The sequence below is a fragment of the Blautia sp. AF19-1 genome (assembly GCF_003479155.1).
Lineage (GTDB): Bacteria > Bacillota > Clostridia > Lachnospirales > Lachnospiraceae > Fusicatenibacter > Fusicatenibacter saccharivorans.
In genome coordinates, this window is record NZ_QUGQ01000015.1 from 51383 (window position 1) to 74482 (window position 23100).

The following is a 23100-nucleotide window of genomic DNA, read 5'->3' on the forward strand; positions in this document are numbered from 1 at the left end:
ACCATGAGTCAGGAAAAAGTTGACCGCTATAAAAAGGAAAAAGCGAACCGTGAGAAAATCATGAGACGTGAAAGATGGATCACGAGACTGGAAGTTACCGCTTTCGTCGTTGTTCTGGCTACCCTGATCGGCTGGTTCTCCGTTGCTGTTTACCAGAACTCGGTAGCAGAGAAAAAGGCGAACCGCACGACAGAAACCACAACGATGAACGTGACGGATATTCAGAATTATCTGAGCGAGACCAACACATCCAGCGACAGCAGTGCAGATGACACCAGCGACAGCTCTGATGCTTCCGATACATCTTCGGACAGCACAGCAGATACGGCAAGTGACAGCACAGCAGATTCCATCAGCGAAAGTACAGCGGAATAAGCAGAATTGTTAAAGAAAGTAAAAGCGCTTACCACAGACGGGAAAATCCCGGGGTGATAAGCGCTTTTGTTATAGAGATTTATAGCAATCCCAGAAAATAATGCAAAAAATTCAGCACCGCAGAGCGTGAATTACTGCGTCACAGATTTTCGTCGTACCCCGGTACGCCTTCAAATCTGTTCCTTGCAATTCGCGCTCTGCAGCACTGCCTTTTTTGCATTATTTTCGGGTCTTGCTATAGAAAAAACTATGAGAAACACGCTCCGCGAGTTTCTCAAGTTATCGCGGCAGTCGCCAAGGTCTCGTGCAGGCACGGACTTTGACTCGTTGCCCGCGTAAATTAAAAAACCGGAGGACATACATCCCCCGGCCTTTCGCTTATGGTTAATTAGCATTTAACAACGTTGGAAGCCTGCATTCCGCGAGCACCCTCGGTAAGATCGTAAGTAACCGCCTGACCTTCGTCAAGAGTTTTGAATCCTTCACCCTGGATAGCGGAGAAATGTACGAATACATCGTTTCCGTCTTCGCCTGTGATGAAGCCATAGCCCTTCTCTGCGTTAAACCATTTCACTGTTCCCTTGTTCATTGTGAGTTACCTCCATAAAATTAAAAAATAAGCATGATGTGGGAATGCATATGTTCCCCCATAAGCGAGTGAACTTTTGGTAAAAAAATTCACTAGCTATTACAGATTATATTGAAGGTGAATGCTAATATAATCTCTAATAGCTAGTGACCACGTATTACATCTCAACATCTTCTCGATTGAGACCATTATAATCTTGCAAATCAAAAAAGTCAAGAAAAAACTCTTTATTTCAGGAAAGATTTCGTGTATTATAAAAAGGAATAAATGGTCGGACGACGGCCAGAAGAAAAGAAAGGATCAGAGAACGTAAGATGAGTATCTTAATCAAAAATGGACAGGTCATCGACCCGGCCACCCAAAAAGACGAAATCAGTGATGTTCTGATCGAAAACGGCGTTATTACACGGGTTGAAAAAGGAATCCGCGTAAAAGATGCGCAGGTAATAGATGCAAAAGGCTGCTATGTAATGCCTGGCATCATCGATATGCATGTACATCTCCGCGACCCGGGGCAGACATATAAAGAAGATATTGAAAGCGGTTCGAAAGCAGCAGCAAAAGGAGGCGTGACAACGCTGGTAGCGATGCCGAATACAAAACCGGTCATCGACAGCCCGGACCGCGTCAACTATGTAACGATCAAAGCAGACCGTTTTTCTCCGATTAATGTACTGCAGGCAGGCGCCATCACAGTAGGACAGAAGGGTGAAGAGCTTGCCGATATCGAGGGCATGGTAAAAGCCGGCATCCCGGCGATCAGCGAGGACGGAAAATCCGTTATGAACGCGCTGCTCTACAAAGAGGCCATGGAGATTGCCGCAGAGAAAAACATTCCGGTGCTGGCTCACTGCGAGGACAAGAACCTCGTAAACGGCGGCTGCATGAATGAGGATGCAAACTCGAGAGAGTGGCATCTGCCGGGCATCACAAACTCCGTAGAGAACACGATTGTTGCAAGAGATATCGTACTTGCCGCAGAGACAGGTGCACACCTGCATCTGTGCCACTGCTCGACCAAAGAGAGCGTGGATATGGTGCGTGAGGCGAGAAAGGCCGGCGTTTCGATTTCCGCCGAGGTCTGCCCGCATCACTTTACCCTCTGCAGCGACGACATCGTAAAGGGCGACACCAACTACAAGATGAATCCGCCGCTCCGTACGAAAGAGGATCTCGAGGCACTGCGCCAGGGTCTGAAAGACGATGTCTTCGATGTCATCAGCACCGATCATGCACCGCATGCGCTGACCGAGAAACAGGAGTCCTTCAAGAAAGCTCCGTTCGGCATCGTCGGACTGGAGACGAGCGTGGCTCTTACCATCACCGAACTTGTGGATACCGAGATCATCACCCCGATGCAGATGGCGGAGAAGATGAGCTACAATCCGGCAAAAATCCTGCACCTGGACAAGAAAGGTTCTCTTGCACCTGGCATGGACGCCGATGTGGTTGTCATCGATCCGGAAGCAGAGTATGTGATCGATCCGAAGGAGTTTGTTTCCAAGGGCAAAAACACTCCGTTCGGCGGCAAGAAAGTGAAAGGAAAAGTTATGGCTACCGTATGCGGCGGCAAGATTGTATACGAAGCTGAGTAATTTCTAATAAGAAAAAACAGAAGAGGGAGAGTAAGCAGATGATTAACAAACTGATTGCAAACATTAAAAAAACAAATGCACCGATCGTCGTAGGTCTGGACCCGATGCTGAACTATGTGCCGGAGCACGTACAGAAAAAGGCATTTGCCGAGTACGGAGAGACACTCGAAGGAGCTGCAGAGGCCATTTGGCAGTTCAATAAAGCGATTGTCGACGCAACATACGATCTGATTCCGGCTGTAAAACCGCAGGTTGCCATGTATGAGCAGTTCGGCGTTCCGGGAATGGCAGCATATGAGAAGACCGTTTCCTACTGCCAGGAAAAGGGTCTCGTTGTCATCGGCGATATCAAACGAGGCGATATCGGTTCTACTTCTGAGGCGTATGCAGTCGGCCACCTCGGCCACGTGCAGGTGGGAAGCAAATCCTACGCCGGATTCCATGAGGATTTTGCAACTGTCAATCCGTATCTTGGATCTGACGGCGTAAAACCGTTCATCAAGGTCTGCAAAGAGGAGAAAAAAGGTATCTTTGTTCTGGTAAAAACCTCGAACCCGTCCAGCGGCGAGTTCCAGGACCGCATCATCGACGGACGTCCGCTGTATGAGTGGGTCGGCGAGCAGGTTGCCGCGTGGGGCGAGGAGCACATGGGCGATGATTACAGCTATGTGGGAGCTGTTGTCGGCGCTACGTACCCGGAGATGGGCAAGGTGCTGCGTAAGGTAATGCCGAAATCCTACATCCTGGTACCGGGCTACGGTGCACAGGGCGGAAAAGGAAAAGACCTCGTTCACTTCTTCAATGAGGACGGACTAGGTGCAATCGTAAACTCTTCGAGAGGTATTATCGCTGCTTACAAACAGGAAAAATATGCCGAGTTTGGCACTGAGAACTTTGCGGATGCTTCGAGAGCAGCTGTAAAGGATATGGTTGAGGATATCAGCGGGGCGCTTGCTGCTGCAAAATAAGAATACAGGGTGAAAAGCTCAGAAGGTCTGCCGGGTAGATGTTATGTCCGCCGGAGGATATTTTGGGCTTTTCGCCGATTCAAGAAAATAAAAGGAGTGTTCAGCTTATGAAAATCAAGGAATGCTGTACTGTGGAAAGTCAGGAGTGCATTGCAAAAGGAATTTACAGCATGTGGATTTCCACGAAAGTGATTGCGAAAGAGGCGAAGGCCGGCCAGTTTATTTCTCTGTTTTCGAAGGACGGCAGCCGTCTTCTGCCGCGTCCGATTTCTCTTTGTGAGATCGACCGAGAGGGAGGAAGACTTCGGATTGTCTACCGTGTGGCAGGTGCAGGAACGGAGGAGTTTTCGCATCTGAAAGCGGGGGATGAGGTTGATATTTTAGGGCCGCTTGGAAATGGATTCCCGATCGAGGAAGGTAAGGGAAAACGTGTGATGCTGATGGGTGGCGGTATCGGTGTTCCGCCGATGCTGCAGACGGCGAAGGATCTTGGAACGGACACGATCATCTGCTGTGGTTACCGCGATGAGTTGTTCTTAAATGAGGAGTTTGCTGCGGCAGGCGATCTTCATATTGCAACGGAGGACGGAAGTGCCGGTGTGAAGGGCAATGTGATGGATGCGGTGCGCGAGGATCATCTGGAAGCAGATGTAATTTTTGCCTGCGGTCCGGCTCCGATGCTGCGTGCGATTAAGGCGTACGGTCTGGAAAAGGGAATTCCATGCTGGATTTCGATGGAAGAGAAGATGGCGTGCGGCGTTGGCGCATGTCTTGCGTGTGTCTGCCAGTCGACTGAGGTGGATGGTCATTCACATGTGCACAACAAGCGGATCTGCAAGGACGGACCGGTCTTTTTAAGTACGGAAATTGAGCTGTAAGTGACGCGAGGAGGAGAAAAAGCGATGAAGACAAGTGTGAATCTGGCGGGTGTGGAACTGAAGAATCCGGTTATGACGGCATCTGGTACGTTTGGCTCCGGCGCGGAGTACAGTGAGTTTGTGGATTTGAAGGAGCTTGGCGCGGTTGTGACGAAGGGTGTTGCGAATGTGCCGTGGCCGGGGAATCCGACGCCGCGTATTGCGGAGGTTTACGGCGGAATGCTGAATGCGATCGGACTGCAGAATCCTGGTATTGATGTGTTCTGTGAGAGGGATATTCCGTTTTTGAAACAGTTTGACACGAAGATTGTGGTGAATGTGTGTGGACGGACGACGGAGGATTACTGTGAGGTTGTGGAGCGATTGACTTCGGAGCCGGTGGATCTGCTGGAGATTAATATTTCGTGCCCGAATGTGAAGGAGGGCGGTATTGCGTTTGGACAGGATCCGAAGGCGGTGGAGGCGATCACCAGAGAAGTTAAAAAATATGCGAAGCAGCCGATTATTATGAAATTGAGCCCGAATGTGACGGATATTACGGAGATGGCGCGGGCTGCGGAAGCCGGCGGGGCGGATGTGCTGTCGCTGATCAATACGCTTACTGGGATGAAGATTGATATTGAACGGCAGAAGTTTGCGATTGCGAATAAGACTGGCGGTATGTCGGGGCCGGCGGTGAAGCCGATTGCGGTGCGGATGGTGTATCAGGTGGCGCAGGCAGTGAAAGTGCCGATTATTGGTATGGGCGGTATTGCGTCGGCGGAGGATGCGCTGGAGTTTATTCTGGCGGGGGCTACGGCGGTTTCGATTGGGACGGCGAATTTCTTTAATCCGTATGCGACTGTTGAAACGGTTCGCGGTATCGAAGAGTATATGAGAAGGCATAAGGTTGACGATATTAATTCGCTGATCGGGGCGGTGAGATAAGACGGACGGCCTCGAGCGGCTTCGCATCTGCGGTGCGGCGGGCGAGAAAAAGAGGGCGGAACTGTGGCTCAGAATGGGTACAGGGAAACGGGAACCATCCCATTTTCCTGCACCTGTTCCGGGCTCACAGTTTCTGCCCTCTTTTTCTATGCCCGCCACACGGCAGGCGCAAATTCCAGTGAGGTCTGGTTGTGTGGAGCTGAAACGAAGTAGGTCTGGATCCGCCGGGGGCGGATCGGCGTGAGAGTGTTGTGGTGGGTGCATAGTATATAGAAAATGGAAGGTGGTATGTGAGATGAAGTATGGGATCATTAAAGTGAAGCGGGCGTTTTTGTATAAGGAGAATGGGGTTGATGTGGTGGATGAGGTGTTTTTTGGATGGAGCGTGATGTGGGAAGATGAGGGGGAGTGGATTGAGGTTTGGACGCATTATGGGTATCGGGGGTGGATGGAGAGGAATTTGATTGAAGAGAAAAGCCGGGAGTGGATGGAGGAGAGGGAAAAGGCAGGGAATACGTATGTGGTGACACGCGGGTTTGCGGATGTGATGAGGGGAGCGCGGGTGCAGTCGCGGATGTTGGAGACGCTGGGACGGGGGTGTTTTGTGGAGAAAATGGAGGAGACGGAGAATGGGTATTGCAGGGTGAAACTGGCGAATGGGATCAGTGGGTTTGTGCCGGAGGTGGCATTAAGAAAAAGACTGGATTCGGATCGGTTTTTGTGGGGAAAATCGGAAGAGCGGTTTTTTGTGGAGCAGGGGATTCCGGAGGGGTGGTCGGAAGAGAAGTTTCGGAGGAAGGTTGTGGAGTGTGCGAAGGGGTATCTTGGATGCCAGTACCGGTGGGGCGGGAAGGCGGCGGATGGGATTGACTGTTCGGGTGTAGTGTTTATGGTGTATTTGATGAATGGGGTTTTGATTTGGCGGGATGCGGATATCAGGGAAGGGTATCCGATGAAAGCGATCTGGAGAGAAGGGGAGGAGATGTGTCTGGTGGAGGAACGGGCGAAGGCCGGGGATCTGCTGTTCTGGAGGGGGCATGTGGGGATGTATTTGGGGGACGGCAGGTATCTGCACTGTACGGGGCATGAGAGGGTGTTTGGGTGCAGGGTGAATAGTCTGCGGAGAGGGGATGAGGATTTTCGGGAGGATCTGGCGGAGGCGTTGAAAGTGGTTGGGAGTGTTTTTCGTGAAATATCTGGAAGCGGAAAGCTGGAGGAAAAGAGCGATGTACCGTGAAAAACAGGCATCGCGGGCGGCACGGGAGTAAATAAGACATATATAATTGACATCAGGAAATATCATTTTTGTATTGGAAATCCCTGAAAAAGTTTGTTATAATAATAACAAAGTCGAAAACAAAAGACAAAAGGCGGCTCAAACAGAGAGTAGGAAAAACAGAAATTCTGCTGATCTGATCTGCCGGAGCTGTCCATCAGAAGCAAAACAAGAAAGGGGTTCTGAACAATGGCAAGATTTACATTACCAAGGGATTTATACCACGGAAAGGGTGCTTTAGAGGCACTGAAAACATTCGAAGGAAAACGTGCAATCGTCTGTGTAGGCGGCGGCTCCATGAAACGTTTCGGTTTCCTGGATCGCGCAGTAGACTACCTGAAAGAAGCCGGCATGGAAGTACAGCTTTTTGAGGGAATCGAGTCTGACCCGTCAGTCGAGACTGTTATGCGCGGAGCAAAAGCGATGGAAGAGTTCCAGCCGGACTGGATCGTAGCAATGGGCGGCGGATCTCCGATCGACGCAGCAAAAGCAATGTGGATCAAATACGAGTATCCAGACATCACCTTCGAAGAAATGTGCAAGGTATTCGGAATGCCGAAACTCCGCAGAAAAGCTCATTTCTGTGCAATTTCTTCTACATCCGGAACAGCAACCGAGGTAACCGCGTTCGCAGTTATCACAGACTATGAAAAAGGTATCAAATACCCGCTGGCAGACTTCGAAATCACGCCGGACGTTGCAATCGTAGATCCGGATCTGGCAGAGACGATGCCGCAAAAGTTAGTTGCTCACACCGGTATGGACGCTATGACCCATGCAATCGAGGCATACGTTTCCACAGCGAACTGTGACTTCACCGATCCGCTGGCACTGTATGCAATCAAGATGATTCAGGCAGACCTGGTAGATTCCTACAACGGAGATATGGCAAAACGTGACAGCATGCACAACGCACAGTGCCTCGCTGGTATGGCATTCTCCAATGCACTTCTTGGTATTGTTCACTCCATGGCACATAAAACAGGCGCAGCATTCGCTGATTACGGCGCTCACCTGATCCACGGCGCAGCAAACGCTATGTACCTGCCGAAGGTTATCGCGTTCAACGCAAAAGACGAGACTGCAGCAAAACGTTATGCAGTGATCGCTGACGAGATGAAACTTGGCGGCGAGACAACGGAAGAGAAAGTAAAACTCCTCATTGACTATCTGCGCGGCATGAACGACAAACTGAACATTCCGCACTGCATCAAGAACTACGGAAAAGACAGCTATCCGACCGAGCAGGGCTTCGTTCCGGAAGACGTATTCCTGGAGAGAATGCACGACATCGCTGTAAATGCCATCGCCGATGCCTGCACCGGATCCAACCCGAGACAGCCATCTGTTGAAGAGATGGAAAAACTGCTGAAATGCTGCTACTATGATACAGAAGTAGATTTCTAAAAAGAAAACATATCAAAATCCCTCCGTTCTCTGGGCGGAGGGATTTTTTGCGTCAGAGAATGAAATTTATTTGTGTGGATTTTATGTTTTTTATGCGAAATCCTGTGTCTGGACTGGAAAAACAGAGGCGTTTATGGTAGTATAGAACAGAATAGAAGTAAAAACGGGCGGCATTGCGAAAAAAGATGCCTTCCCCTGAAAATATGGAGGAAAATAAAATGGAACAGTATAAGAAAGAGTTCATTGAATTCATGGTCGAGAGCCAGGTATTAAAATTTGGAGAGTTCACCCTGAAAAGCGGAAGAAAATCCCCGTTCTTTATGAATGCAGGCGCTTACGTAACCGGCAGCCAGTTAAAACGTCTCGGCGAGTATTACGCAAAAGCAATCCATGACAACTACGGGCTGGATTTTGACGTTCTGTTCGGACCGGCATACAAAGGAATTCCGCTCAGTGTTGTAACAGCAATTGCGATTCATGATCTCTACGGTGTGGAAGTACGCTACTGCTCCAACCGGAAGGAAGCCAAAGACCACGGTGGAGATGCAGGACTGCTGCTTGGAAGCAAGCTCAAAGACGGTGACCGCGTTGTCATTATTGAGGATGTAACCACTTCCGGAAAATCCATCGAGGAGACCTTCCCGATCATCCAGGCACAGGGCAATGTGGAGATCAAAGGACTGATGGTATCCTTAAATCGCATGGAGCGCGGAAAAGGCGATAAGAGCGCACTCGAGGAAATCCAGGAAACCTATGGCTTCCCGGCAAATGCCATTGTAACCATGGAGGACGTTATCACGTATCTGTACAACCGTCCATGCCAGGGCAAAATTCAGATCGATGACAAGATGAAGGCTGCCATTGATGCATATTATGAGGAGTACGGCGTGAAATAAGATGCGGTACACCGGGAAAGGGAGTTTTGCGCTATGAATGAAAAGATTTATAAAACCATGGGACGTGTCGGCGGCGGAAATATCGCTATGGGCGCCGTACTGGTTGTTGTTGGCGTGGCAACCGGTGTTCTGATGATCGTAAGCGGGGCAGGCCTGCTGAAACGACGCGGGGAAATCATGTTCTAAAAGCGCCTTTCAAAAAGAAAAAATGCCGGGATATTTCGGAAGCGCGTGCGCCGATGAGGTATGCCGGCGTTTCTGATAGCAGAGGGGAGAACAACGCAGAAAGGGGAAACGAAGATGAAGCAGGAGACGAAAGCCAGAATCCGCGTTGTGGGACGGATTTTATTTCTGGTGTATCTTCTTGCGCTCGTTTATTTTCTGTTTTTTGCAGAAGAATACGGGAGAAGAAACTTTTTTGAACTGGATTACCGTTACAATCTGGTGCCGTTTCAGGAAATCAGACGGTTCTGGATTTACCGCGAAAAGGTGGGATTCCTTGCCGCATTTTTAAATCTGGCGGGCAATGTGATCGGTTTTCTGCCGTTCGGCTTTATCGTTCCGGTGATGCACAAAAAAATGGAGAGTTTCTGGAAAGTATCGCTTCTTGGTTTTATGTTCAGCCTCTGCGTGGAGACGATTCAGCTCATCACGAAGGTGGGCTGCTTTGATGTAGATGATCTGATGCTGAATACGCTTGGAGCCATGATCGGCTGCGGCGCATTCCTGATCTGCAATAAATTCAGGAGATGGAAATATGGCGAGGAAGAAGTATAATTACAATTTTGTCCGGAAGCCGTCGGAAGGCGGAAAGGAAGCTCTCTATATGGCAGGTGCTTCGGTCTTTCTGTTTCTGCTGGCTTCGGTCGTATCGTTTGCATTCCGCGGAAACGGAGGCATTTTTCTCGGAGCAGCGGGACTGTTCTCATTCCTTCTGTCGGGATACGGCTTCTATGTGGGAATGAAGAGCTTTAAAGAAGAACAGGTCAGCCACAGAATGTCGGTTCTCGGCTCGATTACGAGCGGCGGCATGCTGGTCGCATGGCTGGCACTGTTTCTGATCGGTGTGAGATAAATGTACTCTCGTAAAATCAAGCACAGAAAGACTCCGGGAGTACATATAAAAGAAAAGGGGAAAAAGATGGATCGCGAACGTTTTGAAAAACAGCTGAATTTTATTCTGGAGATTGATAAAGAAAAACAGATCCTGCGCCAGACGCACATCCGCGGCTATTCGCGCCAGGAGGACGACGCGGAGCACGCATGGCACATGGCGGTGATGGCATTTCTGCTGCAGGAATATTCGAATGAGAAAATCGACATTGGCAGAACGATGCTCATGCTGCTGATCCACGACCTCGTGGAGATTGATGCAGGCGACACGTATGCGTACGACGCGGAGGCAAACAAAACAAAAGACGAGAGAGAACACAAAGCGGCCGAGCGCATCTACGGCCTGCTGCCGGAGGATCAGGGAAAAATGCTGATGGATCTCTGGCTCGAGTTCGAAGCGTATGAGACACCGGAAGCGCGCTTTGCCCATGTGATGGACAATTTCCAGCCGCTGCTTTTAAATCATGAGAACGATGGAAAAGACTGGACCAGCCACAATGTGCGGATTTCCCAGCCGTTAAAACGAAACGAGAAGACGGCGACCGGCTCCGAGGAGATCTGGAGTTATATGGAAGAGATTCTCGAACAGAGTATCCGGGATGGAAAAATTATTGACGACCGGGAAGAAAAACAGGAATAAGTTAAGAAGAATGAGGGGCAGATCTGCCCCTCGTAACAGTTAAAGAGAAACAGAAAGGGATTTTTTTATGACGGATGAATTATTAAACGAGCGGTATGCGCTTGCAATTGAGCGGATCCGCCAGATTCCGGCGGAAAAAAGCGTTCCGCAGCCGTACCGCGATTTTTTTGCACAGATGGCACAGTACCTCTGCAAAATGGACCAGATCCGGAGCAGAATCGAAGAAGGATATCTAAAAACAGCATCCGAGGAAGAGCTGGCTGTTTTTAACCGCGAGCCGTATGAAGATGTGATCGGGGAGCGGTATGAGACCTCCTACGGAAACCCGGCGTTTGCCGTGCGGGCACTTGGTGAAACGCATGGAAGGAGCCTCTGCTGCCTGTACCGGGAGCTGGGAAATGCTGTTGTCTGGGTCTATGAGGACCGCCTGCTGGAGCTGACTGCGGCGATGGAGCTGTATCTCGAGTTGTATGCGATGTTCGAGGAGGAGACGCTGCCGTCCGCGCAGTATGTAAAAGAGAGCATTTACTGGTATGTGAGCGATTATGCCGAGGAGCGCCAGGAATACCAGGTGCGCGAAATCGTTGACCCGTCGCTGCACTTTGTGAAGGATATTGTGATGGAATCTGATCTGACGGATCTGCGGTATCTGTACCAGTACGGCGAATATATCACCGAAAATGAGAAGGGTACAGCCCGCTTTTTAAATACGTTCAGCCAGGAAGAAATCGACGCGATGGCACGCACCTACACAGAAGGCTTCCGCAAGTGCTTTCTCGTGGCGCGAAAAGATCTGTCGAAAAAGAAGACAGTTAGCATCCGCTTCCACATCGGTTTTGAGCGCATGATCCGTGCGGCAATATTACAGTTCCGCGAGATGGGACTCGAGCCGGTGATTTCCCGCGGCGCGCGGAGAACGTGGGTTGCCGGTGCGTCTGCGAATAAGCAGTATGACTACGATCACCGGAACGATGAGGCGCTGTATCTCAACGAGGATCTCGTGAAGAGACGGCTCCGCGCGATGCAGGTGAAATACGACGAGTACAAAGAACTGGCGGATGGCTATGCCGGCCCTGCCGTGGTGGAAACCTTCGGCGAAGTTCCGTTTGAGCCAGTAAATAAAAAACAGGCACTGCACTTAAATGAGCGCCAGCAAAAGCTCCGTGTCGGTTTCCAGAACGAGGCGGGCCAGATTGTAAACCGCTATATCAAGGATGACGAGTACGGCTACACGATCATCGCCTACCCGATGCCGGAGATCGATCCGCGCTACGAAAAAATTTTCCGTGAGATCGTAAAGATCAACACGCTCGATTACGAAAAATACCAGCGCATCCAGCAGTACCTGATCGATGCGCTCGACGAGGGCGTTTCCGTGCATGTGCTTGGAAAAGGAGAGAACAGAACGGATCTGCGCGTGATGCTGCACCATCTGAACGATCCTGCGAAAGAGACGAATTTCGAGAACTGTGTTGCCGACTGCAATATTCCGGTCGGAGAGGTCTTTACTTCCCCGAGCCTTACCGGCACGACAGGCGTGCTCCATGTGACGGGAGTCTACCTGAACGAGCTGTATTACCGCGATCTCTGCCTGACGCTGACCGACGGCATGATCACCGCGTATGACTGCGCAAACTTCGAAAAAGAAGAGGACAATCGTACTTATATAGAAGAAAACCTGCTGTATCACCACGAAACGCTGCCGATCGGTGAGTTTGCCATCGGAACGAACACGACGGCGTACGTGATGGCAGAGCAGTACGGCATCGCCGGAAAACTGCCGATCCTGATCGCAGAGAAGATGGGCCCGCATTTTGCGATGGGCGACACCTGCTACGCCTGGGCGGAGGACAGCCCGATGTACAACCCGGACGGAAAAGAAGTAATCGCGCGCGAGAACGAGGTTTCGGCAAAACGGAAAGAAGATCCGTCGAAAGCATACTTCGGATGCCACACGGACATCACGATTCCGTACCGCGAACTGCAGTCGGTTGCGGTCGAAAAAGCAGACGGAACGACGATCCCTCTCATTGAGGACGGACGCTTCGTCCTGCCGGGAACGGAAGAATTAAATGAACCTTTTGGCTGATTATGGGTTGACATTTCTGCGCCTGCTTAGTATATTATAAGCAGAACTGAATGATTAAAACATAAATATAAGCATAACTAATGAATAACGCTTAGAACAGTTAATCAGAAAAGGAGAACAACATGGCTAAAGTAGGAATTGTGATGGGCAGCGACTCTGATATGCCGGTAATGAGCAAAGCAGCCGACATGCTGGAAAAATTTGGAATTGAGTACGAGATGAAAATCATCTCCGCACACCGCGAGCCGGATGTATTTTTCGAATATGCAAAAACCGCAGAGGAGAAAGGCTTCAAGGTTATCATTGCAGGCGCAGGTATGGCAGCTCATCTGCCGGGTATGTGCGCAGCTATTTTCCCAATGCCGGTCATCGGAATTCCGATGCATACCACATCGCTTGGAGGTCGTGATTCCCTGTACTCCATCGTACAGATGCCGAGCGGCATTCCGGTAGCAACCGTTGCCATCAATGGCGGTGCCAATGCCGGAATCCTGGCAGCAAAGATTCTTGCAACTTCCGATCCGGAACTGCTTGCAAAACTGAAAGCATATACACAGGAAATGAAAGAGCAGGTTGAGGCAAAAGACGCAAAACTGCAGGAAACAGGATACCGTAACTACAGTAAATAAAAACAAAGGACAAGGGAGGTTCACCATGGATTATAAGAACGCAGGAGTAGATATTGAAGCTGGATACAAATCAGTAGAATTAATGAAAGAGCATGTAAAGAAAACCATGCGCCCGGAGGTATTAGGCGGCCTTGGCGGTTTTTCCGGCGCTTTTTCCCTGGCAAAAATCAAAGAAATGGAAGAGCCGGTGCTGCTTTCCGGTACAGACGGATGCGGAACCAAGGTGAAGCTCGCCATGATTCTTGATAAACACGACACCATCGGCATTGATGCCGTTGCCATGTGTGTGAACGATATCGCATGTGCCGGCGGAGAACCGCTGTTCTTCCTCGACTACATCGCATGCGGAAAGAACTATCCGGAGAAGATCGCTTCGATCGTAAAAGGCGTTGCAGAAGGTTGTCTGCAGTCCGATGCGGCACTGATCGGCGGTGAGACCGCAGAGCATCCGGGCCTGATGCCGGAGGATGAGTACGATCTGGCAGGCTTTGCTGTCGGTGTCTGCGACAAGAAAGATATGATTACCGGCGAAAATCTGGCAGCCGGAGACGTACTGATCGGCATGGCTTCCACCGGCGTTCACAGCAACGGATTTTCTCTTGTCCGCAAAGTTTTCGATATGACAAAAGATTCTTTAAATACATACTATGATGAGCTCGGCGCAACCCTCGGCGAGACCCTGCTTGCACCGACCCGTATCTACGTAAAAGCACTCCGCGCCATCAAAGATGCCGGTGTAACCGTAAAAGCATGCAGCCACATCACCGGAGGCGGCTTCTACGAGAACATTCCGCGTATGCTCAAAGACAACACCGTAGCCGTTGTACAGAAAGACAGCTACACCGTACCGCCGATCTTTGATCTGATGGCAAAGAAAGGCAATATCGACGAGCAGATGATGTACAACACCTTCAACATGGGTATCGGTATGGTACTGGCTGTTGATCCGGAAGATGTAGACGCAGCGATGAAAGCCATCCGTTCCACAGGAGATACGCCATATGTGATCGGCCACATTGAAAACGGAGAAAAAGGAGTACAGTTATGCTAAGATTAGCAGTTCTCGTCTCCGGCGGCGGCACGAACCTGCAGGCGATTCTGGATGCGATTGACGAGGAAACCATCACAAACGCGGAGGTTTCTGTTGTCATCAGCAACAATGCAGGAGCGTATGCGCTGGAGCGTGCGAAAAAGAAGGAGATTGATGCGGTATGCCTTTCCCCGAAGACTTTTGCATCGAGAGAAGCATTCAACGAGGCACTGCTGGCGAAACTGCAGTCGTACAACGTCGATCTCGTTGTGCTCGCAGGATGCCTGGTTGTGATCCCACAGAGCATTGTGGATGCTTATCCGAATAAGATCATCAACATTCATCCGTCCCTCATTCCGTCGTTCTGCGGAACGGGCTATTACGGACTGAAAGTGCACGAGGGCGTATTATCCCGCGGCGTCAAAGTGACGGGAGCGACGGTTCATTTTGTGGACGGCGGAACAGACACCGGCCCGATTATTCTGCAGAAGGCAGTCGAAGTGCACGAGGGCGATACACCGAAGGCACTGCAGCAGCGCGTCATGGAAGAGGCCGAGTGGGTCATCATGCCGCGTGCGATTGATCTGATTGCAAACGGAAAAGTAACGGTAGAAGACGGACACGTAAAGATAAAGGAGTAAGAGCGATGAAAGTACTGATTGTAGGAAGCGGCGGAAGAGAGCATGCGATTGCCTGGAAGGTGGCACAGAGCCCGAAGGTAGACAAGATTTACTGCGCTCCTGGAAACGCAGGAATTGCGGAGTACGCAGAGTGTGTCGATATTGCAGCGATGGAGTTTGACAAGCTTGTTGCTTTTGCGAAAGAAAAAGAGATTGACCTGACCGTCATCGGCATGGATGATCCGCTGGTCGGCGGTGTTGTCGATGCGTTTGAGGCAGAGGGACTGCGCGTATTCGGACCAAGAAAGAATGCGGCAATCCTGGAAGGATCGAAAGCGTTCTCCAAAGACCTGATGAAAAAATACCATATCCCGACGGCGGCATACGAGACATTCTCCGATCCAGAAGCGGCAGAGAAATATCTCGAGACTGCAAAATTCCCGATCGTGCTGAAAGCCGACGGTCTGGCTCTTGGAAAAGGCGTTCTGATCTGCAATACCTTAGAGGAAGCAAAAGAGGGCGTCAAGACGATCATGCTCGACAAGAAATTCGGCAGTGCCGGAAACGAGATGGTCATCGAGGAGTTTATGACGGGGCGTGAGGTTTCCGTTCTCTCCTTTGTGGATGGAAAGACGATCAAGACGATGAGTTCTGCACAGGATCACAAGAGAGCAGGAGACGGCGACACCGGCCTGAACACCGGCGGTATGGGCAACTTCTCCCCGAGTCCGTTTTATACCGAAGAAGTGGATAAGTTCTGTAAGAAATATATCTATCAGCCGACCGTAGATGCGATGGCAGCCGAGGGAAGACCGTTTAAGGGAGTTATCTTCTTCGGACTGATGCTGACACCGGACGGACCGAAGGTGCTCGAGTACAATGCCCGCTTCGGCGATCCGGAGGCACAGGTTGTGCTTCCTCGTATGAAGACAGACATCATTGATGTATTTGAAGCCTGCATCGACGGAACTCTCGACCAGATCGACCTGCAGTTTGCAGATAATGCGTGTGTCTGCATCGTACTGGCTTCGAACGGTTATCCGGTTTCCTACGAAAAAGGATTCCCGATCCGCGGACTCGAGACGTTCAAAGAGCATGAGGGCTATTACTGCTTCCATGCAGGAACGAAGTTCAAAGACGGCGAGATCGTGACAAACGGAGGCCGTGTCCTCGGCGTGACAGCACTTGGCGATACCCTGAAAGATGCACGTGCGAATGCATATAAGGCTGTTGACTGGGTTGACTTTGACAATAAATATTACCGCCATGATATTGGAAAAGCGATTGACGAAGCGTAACGTGAATGTGAACTTTAATTTTGAGTAAAATGGAGCCGCCAGAATCCCGGTGAAAGGGAAATCTGGCGGCTTTGTCTTTTTATTCAGAAAAGGGAATAAAGCGCCGCCGTTCCGGATACAATAGTAAGGAGATCCTTTGCTTTTTAGCAGAATCAGAACAGGAAAGGCGGTCGGAAAAGATGGGAATCGTTTGTCTGGCGGGGATTTTTGCCGTATTTCTTCTGCTTGCATGGACGCTCTGCCGGGCGGCAGGATGGGAGAAAGAACGGGAAGATCTGGAACAGGAGCAGTACCTGAAAGAGTGGCGGGAGAAAAAGTTGAAAAAATCGAAAAAATTTGAAAATTAGTGTTGACATTTGGCGGGTGGAATGCTATACTAACGAAGTCGGTTGGTGATACAGATAAAAAGCCAACAGACAAAACACCGATGTGGGGTCTTAGCTCAGCTGGGAGAGCATCTGCCTTACAAGCAGAGGGTCATAGGTTCGAGCCCTATAGGCCCCATATTTTATGAAAAACGGTGTTGAAAATGAATATGGCGAGATAGCTCAGTTGGCTAGAGCACGCGGTTCATACCCGCGGTGTCGAGGGTTCGAATCCCCCTCTCGCTACTTGTGGAACCCTTGAGAAATCAAGGGTTCTTTTGGGTTTATGGACAGTATGATGATATGGCTGTCATGTCAAAATCGTGTCTTGAAATCCACAGGGATTTGTGAGAAAATAAGACTACTTAAGAGTTTGTTTTGGGCTCTGAAAGTAAATAAAACAGTAATGGATAGAAGAAAGATAAGGAAAAAACAATGATAGAGTTTAATAAACCACCTTTTATTGGAACAGAACTGGAATACATCCGCCAGGCGGCAGAGGAAAACAACAAGCTGTGCGGCGACGGTCCTTTTACGAAGAAATGTTCTGCCTGGATGCAGGACAATTTCAACGTAAAACATGCGATGCTTACGACATCCTGCACCCATGCACTGGAAATGGCAGCTTACCTGTCTGAGATTCGGCCGGGCGACGAAGTGATCATGCCGTCCTACACGTTTGTTTCCACTGCAGATGCCTTTGTTCTGCGCGGAGCAAAAATCGTCTACGTGGATATCCGTCCGGATACGATGAACATCGACGAGACCAAGATTGAGGATGCTATCACCGAAAAAACAAAAGCGATTGTTCCGGTTCACTATGCGGGCGTTGCCTGTGAAATGGATACCATCATGGATATTGCAAAACGCCATAACCTGAAGGTTGTAGAGGATGCGGCACAGGGTGTGAGCGCGTACTACAAGGGAAAAGCCCTTGGAACGATCGGCGATTTTGGCTGCTACAGCTTCCATGAGACGAAAAACTATACGATGGGAGAGGGCGGCGCGCTGCTGTTCCAGGATGAGAATTATCTGGAAAAAGCAGAGATCCTTCGTGAAAAGGGAACGAACCGCAGCAAGTTTTTCCGCGGACAGATCGACAAATATACTTGGATCGACTACGGCTCCTCCTATCTGCCGAGTGATATGAATGCGGCTTACCTGCTTGCAGAACTCGAGGAACATGAGAAAATCGACAGAAAGCGGATGGCCATCTACAACTATTACCATGAGCAGCTCCGTCCGCTGGCTGAGGCTGGAAAGATCGAGCAGCCGGTTGTGCCGGAAGGCTGTGTACATAATGCACATATGTACTTCATCAAGGCAAGAAATCTGGAAGTGCGTACAAAACTGATCAAGTATATGAAAGAGCGCGGTGTGATGTGTGTCTTCCATTACGTTCCGCTCCATACCTCCCCGGCCGGACAGAAGTTCGGTGTTTTCCACGGAGAGGACAAATACACAACAAAAGAGAGCGAGCGCCTGATGCGTCTGCCGATGTTCTACAGCCTGTCTGAACAGGATATGGCATATGTCGTAGAGTGCCTCATGGACTTTAAAGAGTGGTAACATTTCATGTATGAGAAGTTTTTAAACTACTTTACGGACTATATTTTCGTGAAGGATGAGCCGCAGAAAGCCGATGTGATTTTTGTGCCGGGAAACGGATATCCGCAGATGGCGGCGCACGCGGCAGAACTCTGGAAAGAAGGATTTGCGCCGTATGTGCTTCCGTCGGGAAGATACAGTACTGTGCTCGGGCATTTCGCCGGTGTACAGGATCTTGCGGAGCAGTACGGCGGGAACTATGAAACCGAGTGGGAGTTTCTGCGGACGGTACTGCAGAAAAACGGCGTGCCGGAGAAAGCGATTCTGCGCGAAGACCAGGCGACGTATACGTATGAAAATGCACTGCGGTCACGGGAAGTGACAGATGCGGCGGGCATCAAGGTAAAAAAAGCGATCCTCTGCTGCCGGAATCTCCATGCGAGACGGTGTATTCTGTATTACCAGCTTGTCTACCCGGAGACAGAGTTTTTTGTCTGTCCTTCGGATATTGAGTTCACCAGAGAAAACTGGCATACAAAGGGTGAATGGATCGACCAGGTGTTAGGAGAAATGGAGCGCTGCGGCGGTCAGTTCCACAAGATTCTGCGGGAACTGCCGGCGGATTCTGAATTTTAACACCAGTAGACAAGAAGTCCCCCGCTTCTAAAGCGGTGGGATGAATTGTTAAAAGAAACATAACGGCAGTGGTAGGCGGAGAGAAATCGGTATCCTCCACTGACATGAGGAAAGTCACAGTCGAACTATTCTCGACATGTCAGACTCCGTGAAAATACCGATTGTGAGTTGAAACGAAAAGATTTATAAAAAAGAGCGGAAATTGTGGTAAAATTGCGGCTCGTATGGTATACTATCGTTAAGTTAAGTTTCTAATCTAAAGCAAAGGTTGGTGGACAGTATGAATAAGATTGATGAAGTATTAGAGCTTTTAAAACAGAGAGAACGTGAGAACGAAAAACCGAAAAACGTGATTTTATGGGTTCTTGCCATTGTCGGAGCGGTAGCGGCAGTTGCAGGAATCGCATACGCAGTATACCGGTTTGTAACTCCGGATTATCTGGAAGACTTCGAAGATGATTTCGATGACGATTTCGACGATTACTTCGAGGATGAAGACGAAGATAAGTAGGATGGAAAAAAGAAACTCCGGTGCCGGAACGTGGTACCGGAGTTTTTCTGTCCGGAAATCAGTTTGACATAGAAGGAGAAGAGAATGAAAAAAGGAGAAATTTACGAGGGAGTCGTGGAAAGAATCGATTTCCCGAATAAAGGACGTGTACATGTGGAGGGCGAGACGGTTACCGTGAAAAATGCAATTCCGGGACAGAAGATCCGCTTTCAGATCAACAAAAAAAGAAAGAACCGCATGGAGGGCCGCCTGCTCGAAGTAACAGAAAAATCCCCGATGGAAAAGCGCGATCCGGTCTGCAGTATTTTCCCGTCCTGCGGCGGATGCATGTACCAGACGATGAGTTATGAGGATCAGCTTGCAATGAAGGCCGGTCAGGTGAAAAAACTGCTCGACGATGCCCTCGTGGAGGCCGGCCAGGTCAATGAGGCGGGGGAGGCCGATTATCCGTTCCTTGGAATCAAGGGAAGTCCGAAGGAGTTTGCATACCGGAATAAAATGGAGTTTTCCTTCGGCGATGAATACAAGGACGGCCCGTTGTCTCTCGGACTTCATAAAAAGGGAAGCACCTACGATGTCCTGACCGCGTGCGACTGCAAAATCGTGCATGAGGATTTCACAAAGATTCTGACCTGCGTGCTGGCGTACTTTAAAGAGCGGAACGCAAGTTACTACCACAAGATAAGCCACGAGGGTTACCTGCGCCACCTGCTGGTGCGAAGAGCCGAGAATACCGGAGAAATCCTGGTAAATCTCGTCACCACAAGCCAGGAAGAGTGGGATCTGATGCCGCTTGTGCAGGAAGTGCTTGGTCTGCCGCTGGAAGGAAAGGTTGTCGGATTCCTCCATATCATAAATGATTCCCTGGCAGATATTGTAAAGAGCGATGAGACAAAAGTGCTCTACGGACAGGACTACTTCTATGAAGAACTCCTCGGACTGAAATTCAAGATCACCCCGTTCTCCTTCTTCCAGACCAATTCCCTTGGCGCGGAAGTTCTCTACAGCACCGCCCGCGAGTTCGTCGGCGAGACGAAAGACCGCACGATCTTCGACCTCTACAGCGGAACCGGAACCATCGCCCAGATCCTTGCACCGGTCGCAAAAGAAGTGATCGGCGTGGAAATCGTGGAAGAAGCTGTTACAGCTGCAAAAGAGAACGCAGAGGCAAACGGCCTTACCAACTGCAGTTTCCTCGCCGGAGACGTGCTGAAGGTGATCGATGAAATCGAAGAAAAACCGGACTTCATCGTTCTTGATCCACCGCGCGAAGGAATCCATCCGAAGGCTCTGCCGAAGATAGTTGATTTATATAGGTGTGAAAAAATGCTTTACATCTCCTGCAAGCCGACTTCTCTTGCGCGGGATCTGGTAGAGTTTGCAAAATATGGATACCGTGTAGAAAAAGTCTGCTGTGTTGATATGTTTCCGGGAACGGTGCATGTGGAGACGGTTGTTCTTTTGTCCCAACTGAAACAAAAGCCGGATATATCTCACAGGTAAAGAGAAAATGCGGAATTGAGGTTGGAAAGAATTTGCGCGTTGCAACGAGGAGAATGGACTGCTTGCAGGGCAATTCGACGACTGCCGCGACAGACTTGGAACTTGTTCCAAGTCCTAATTTACCTAAAAATGAAGATAGCAGGCAACCGCAGTGTCCAGAAGATAAAGAGAGTGCAATTGTGGAGGCATTGAAGCATTTTAAGATGAATAGTTAATAAAGAGAGGTGCAGATGCTATGCCAGGTATACTCGTGGTTGAAGATGATGAAAATTTAAATCGTGGAATTACATTCTCACTGAAAAAATCCGGATATGAGGTTTTTTCGGCAGAATCAGTGAAAAAAGCGAAAAGAATTGCAAGTGATAATAATGTGGATGTTACCATTTGTGATGTGAATCTTCCGGATGGGAATGGACTGGAATTTGTAAGGTGGATGAGATGCAATTATAATACATACATTATTTGCCTTACAGCATTAGATCAGGAGATGGATCAGGTCATGGGATATGAAGCAGGGGCAGATGATTATATTACAAAGCCGTTTAGTCTTTCGGTACTTCTTTTGAAAATAGAAGCACATTTCCGCCGCAGACAGGAGAAAACGGAAGCCGGAAAGATGATTTCGGGAGATATCGTATTTATCGCAGGAGAAATGAAAGTCCTGATAAAGAGTCGTGAAATCAGTCTGACAAAAACGGAGTTGAAAATGCTGACTTTTTTTCTTCAGAATCCGAAACAGATTCTTTCAAAAACACAAATATTGGAAAATGTGTTTGATCTGGAAGGGGATTTTGTGGATGAAAATACAATCGCTGTCAATATCAGAAGACTCCGTGAGAAAATCGAAGACAATCCGGCTGCACCGGTCTATATAAAGAATATCAGAGGTCTTGGGTATATATGGAATCAGGAGGTAAGGCAGTGACAAAGAGATATCGCAAGAAGATTACAGTAGTGCTCTCCTTGGTATTACCTGTCATATTATTGTTTGCAATATTAAATTGCTTTACCACATATGTGTTTTATGAAGATTATAAATATAAAATGAATCTTATGACAGAGATTGCTGCCAAGGAAGAATTTTCCGGGCTGGATGCTGTTTCGGAATTGCTTAAGGATAAGGATATTGAAACCAACGAACAGGGAAGGCGATTATTGGAGCAATATGGATACTGGGGGAATAAAGGGAATGCATTTTATTCGCAATTCCGGCATCAGGTTATGGTGACCGGTGCTGTAAGCACTGTGATATGCGTGTTTTTTTTGACTTTTTTACTTTATTGGAAGAAAAAAGAAGATGCATGTCATCAGAAAATATTAGACCAGTTGGAAGAAATTCTGATCAGATTCCGTGAAAATAAATTTGATGATTTACTGAAAACGGAAAATTACGCAGAACTGGAAAAATTGAATGACCAGCTTGAAGCAATCGGACATCATATTCAGTTGCTAAAGGAAGAAGCACGGACAGAAAAAGAGAGCACGAAAGAAATGGTTTCTGACATCTCACACCAGTTAAAGACACCGGTTGCAGCTTTGGATACATGTTTTAGTGTGCTGATGCAGAATGACTTAAGTGCCACAGAACAGGAGGAGTTTCGTATCCGTTGTCGGAGTGCTCTGGATGGACTGGAGACATTATTGCAGTCGCTTCTTGAAATATCCAAGATGGAAACTGGACTGATTCAGATGAATAAGAAAAAACTTCCACTTATAGATACTGTCATATCTGCTGTGAATCGTACATATCCAAAAGCGGATGAGAAAGAAATTGAATTCGTTTTTGACTATGAAAAAGAGCTGGAAACATGCACGATTATGCAGGATAAAAGGTGGCTTGGCGAAGCTGTGATCAACGTTCTGGATAATGCGGTCAAGTACAGTCAGGGTGGTTCAAAAATATTTATCCGGTTACAAAAAAGAAACGATCTTGTAAGAATGGAAATTGAGGATCAGGGAATTGGTATTCCGCAGAATGAGTATCACAAAATTTTTCAACGATTTTACAGAGGAAGTTCCAGGGAGGTCATGGAAAAGAGTGGTACAGGAATCGGACTTTTTCTATCGAGAGAAATTATCGAAAAGCACGCAGGTATGATTACGGTAACCTCCGGCAAAAAGAAAAAAGGAAGCACGTTTGTGATTCAATTACCATATGTTAGTTAAATTTTAAATGAGCAGAAATCTTACAATTCTGTAAGACTTCT

The 23100-nt window shown here is 48.8% G+C and carries 25 protein-coding genes and 2 tRNA genes; 26 read left to right on the forward strand and 1 reads right to left on the reverse strand.

What is annotated here, in order from left to right:
• The first annotated feature begins 3 nt into the window (after positions 1-3).
• The gene (locus DWX26_RS11015; RefSeq protein ID WP_117509733.1) at positions 4-375 is read left to right on the forward strand and encodes a hypothetical protein; all 372 of its coding nucleotides are present in this window, start codon (positions 4-6) and stop codon (positions 373-375) included.
• Positions 376-763: 388 nt separating this feature from the next.
• On the opposite strand, the gene DWX26_RS11020 is transcribed toward DWX26_RS11015, so the two are convergent.
• Entirely contained in the window at positions 764-964 is a 201-nt protein-coding gene (locus tag DWX26_RS11020; protein WP_022461996.1) for a cold-shock protein, read from the reverse strand.
• 314 nt (positions 965-1278) lie between these two features.
• Between DWX26_RS11020 and DWX26_RS11025 the strand changes: the two genes are divergently transcribed.
• From DWX26_RS11025 to DWX26_RS11145, 25 genes are all read left to right on the forward strand, one after another.
• Positions 1279-2559: a dihydroorotase gene (locus DWX26_RS11025; protein WP_022461997.1), complete on the forward strand. Its 1281-nt coding sequence runs from the start codon at positions 1279-1281 to the stop codon at positions 2557-2559.
• Between the two features lie 38 nt (positions 2560-2597).
• A complete protein-coding gene (pyrF, locus tag DWX26_RS11030) occupies positions 2598-3527 on the forward strand; it encodes an orotidine-5'-phosphate decarboxylase (protein WP_118601421.1) in 930 nt (309 codons plus the stop codon).
• A gap of 107 nt (positions 3528-3634) precedes the next feature.
• Positions 3635-4405 carry a dihydroorotate dehydrogenase electron transfer subunit gene (locus DWX26_RS11035; protein WP_022461999.1) on the forward strand — a complete coding sequence of 257 codons (771 nt, stop codon included), beginning with the start codon at positions 3635-3637 and terminating at the stop codon, positions 4403-4405.
• A gap of 24 nt (positions 4406-4429) precedes the next feature.
• A complete protein-coding gene (locus DWX26_RS11040) occupies positions 4430-5332 on the forward strand; it encodes a dihydroorotate dehydrogenase (protein ID WP_022462000.1) in 903 nt (300 codons plus the stop codon).
• Between the two features lie 295 nt (positions 5333-5627).
• Positions 5628-6569: a C40 family peptidase gene (locus tag DWX26_RS11045; protein ID WP_118601422.1), complete on the forward strand. Its 942-nt coding sequence runs from the start codon at positions 5628-5630 to the stop codon at positions 6567-6569.
• 228 nt (positions 6570-6797) lie between these two features.
• Complete coding sequence (locus DWX26_RS11050; protein ID WP_118601423.1) at positions 6798-8015, forward strand: iron-containing alcohol dehydrogenase; 1218 nt, start codon at positions 6798-6800, stop codon at positions 8013-8015.
• A 218-nt stretch (positions 8016-8233) separates the two neighbouring features.
• The gene (gene pyrE / locus DWX26_RS11055; protein ID WP_117760546.1) at positions 8234-8911 is read left to right on the forward strand and encodes an orotate phosphoribosyltransferase; all 678 of its coding nucleotides are present in this window, start codon (positions 8234-8236) and stop codon (positions 8909-8911) included.
• Positions 8912-8944: 33 nt separating this feature from the next.
• Entirely contained in the window at positions 8945-9097 is a 153-nt protein-coding gene (locus DWX26_RS16900; protein ID WP_055221261.1) for a hypothetical protein, read from the forward strand.
• Between the two features lie 114 nt (positions 9098-9211).
• Positions 9212-9688, forward strand: coding sequence for a VanZ family protein (locus DWX26_RS11060; protein WP_055221318.1), 477 nt, complete (start codon positions 9212-9214; stop codon positions 9686-9688).
• Positions 9669-9986, forward strand: coding sequence for a hypothetical protein (locus DWX26_RS11065; RefSeq protein WP_022462010.1), 318 nt, complete (start codon positions 9669-9671; stop codon positions 9984-9986). The genes DWX26_RS11060 and DWX26_RS11065 overlap by 20 nt, the downstream gene beginning before the upstream one ends.
• Before the next feature lie 66 nt (positions 9987-10052).
• Positions 10053-10664 (forward strand): HD domain-containing protein, encoded by a 612-nt coding sequence (locus DWX26_RS11070; RefSeq protein ID WP_117760545.1) that lies wholly within the window; start codon positions 10053-10055, stop codon positions 10662-10664.
• A 67-nt stretch (positions 10665-10731) separates the two neighbouring features.
• A complete protein-coding gene (locus DWX26_RS11075; protein ID WP_118601424.1) occupies positions 10732-12753 on the forward strand; it encodes an aminopeptidase in 2022 nt (673 codons plus the stop codon).
• 122 nt (positions 12754-12875) lie between these two features.
• Positions 12876-13382 (forward strand): 5-(carboxyamino)imidazole ribonucleotide mutase, encoded by a 507-nt coding sequence (gene purE, locus DWX26_RS11080; RefSeq protein ID WP_022462013.1) that lies wholly within the window; start codon positions 12876-12878, stop codon positions 13380-13382.
• A 25-nt stretch (positions 13383-13407) separates the two neighbouring features.
• The gene (gene purM, locus DWX26_RS11085; RefSeq protein ID WP_055221253.1) at positions 13408-14433 is read left to right on the forward strand and encodes a phosphoribosylformylglycinamidine cyclo-ligase; all 1026 of its coding nucleotides are present in this window, start codon (positions 13408-13410) and stop codon (positions 14431-14433) included.
• The gene (purN, locus tag DWX26_RS11090) at positions 14427-15053 is read left to right on the forward strand and encodes a phosphoribosylglycinamide formyltransferase (RefSeq protein WP_118601425.1); all 627 of its coding nucleotides are present in this window, start codon (positions 14427-14429) and stop codon (positions 15051-15053) included. Before purM ends, purN begins: the two co-directional genes overlap by 7 nt.
• Before the next feature lie 5 nt (positions 15054-15058).
• Positions 15059-16330 (forward strand): phosphoribosylamine--glycine ligase, encoded by a 1272-nt coding sequence (gene purD, locus DWX26_RS11095; RefSeq protein WP_118601426.1) that lies wholly within the window; start codon positions 15059-15061, stop codon positions 16328-16330.
• Between the two features lie 179 nt (positions 16331-16509).
• Positions 16510-16677 (forward strand): hypothetical protein, encoded by a 168-nt coding sequence (locus tag DWX26_RS16760; RefSeq protein WP_158554991.1) that lies wholly within the window; start codon positions 16510-16512, stop codon positions 16675-16677.
• 84 nt (positions 16678-16761) lie between these two features.
• Positions 16762-16834, forward strand: a tRNA-Val gene (locus DWX26_RS11105).
• Between the two features lie 33 nt (positions 16835-16867).
• Positions 16868-16941 (forward strand) — tRNA-Met (locus DWX26_RS11110).
• A 189-nt stretch (positions 16942-17130) separates the two neighbouring features.
• A complete protein-coding gene (rffA, locus tag DWX26_RS11115) occupies positions 17131-18264 on the forward strand; it encodes a dTDP-4-amino-4,6-dideoxygalactose transaminase (RefSeq protein WP_117509725.1) in 1134 nt (377 codons plus the stop codon).
• A 6-nt stretch (positions 18265-18270) separates the two neighbouring features.
• Positions 18271-18879 carry a YdcF family protein gene (locus DWX26_RS11120; protein WP_117804313.1) on the forward strand — a complete coding sequence of 203 codons (609 nt, stop codon included), beginning with the start codon at positions 18271-18273 and terminating at the stop codon, positions 18877-18879.
• A gap of 280 nt (positions 18880-19159) precedes the next feature.
• Complete coding sequence (locus DWX26_RS11125) at positions 19160-19390, forward strand: hypothetical protein (protein WP_055221244.1); 231 nt, start codon at positions 19160-19162, stop codon at positions 19388-19390.
• An 84-nt stretch (positions 19391-19474) separates the two neighbouring features.
• Positions 19475-20893 (forward strand): 23S rRNA (uracil(1939)-C(5))-methyltransferase RlmD, encoded by a 1419-nt coding sequence (gene rlmD, locus DWX26_RS11130; protein ID WP_118601427.1) that lies wholly within the window; start codon positions 19475-19477, stop codon positions 20891-20893.
• A gap of 235 nt (positions 20894-21128) precedes the next feature.
• Positions 21129-21818, forward strand: coding sequence for a response regulator transcription factor (locus tag DWX26_RS11140; protein WP_008120506.1), 690 nt, complete (start codon positions 21129-21131; stop codon positions 21816-21818).
• Positions 21794-23059 carry a sensor histidine kinase gene (locus tag DWX26_RS11145; RefSeq protein ID WP_118601428.1) on the forward strand — a complete coding sequence of 422 codons (1266 nt, stop codon included), beginning with the start codon at positions 21794-21796 and terminating at the stop codon, positions 23057-23059. Before DWX26_RS11140 ends, DWX26_RS11145 begins: the two co-directional genes overlap by 25 nt.
• Positions 23060-23100: the final 41 nt, after the last annotated feature.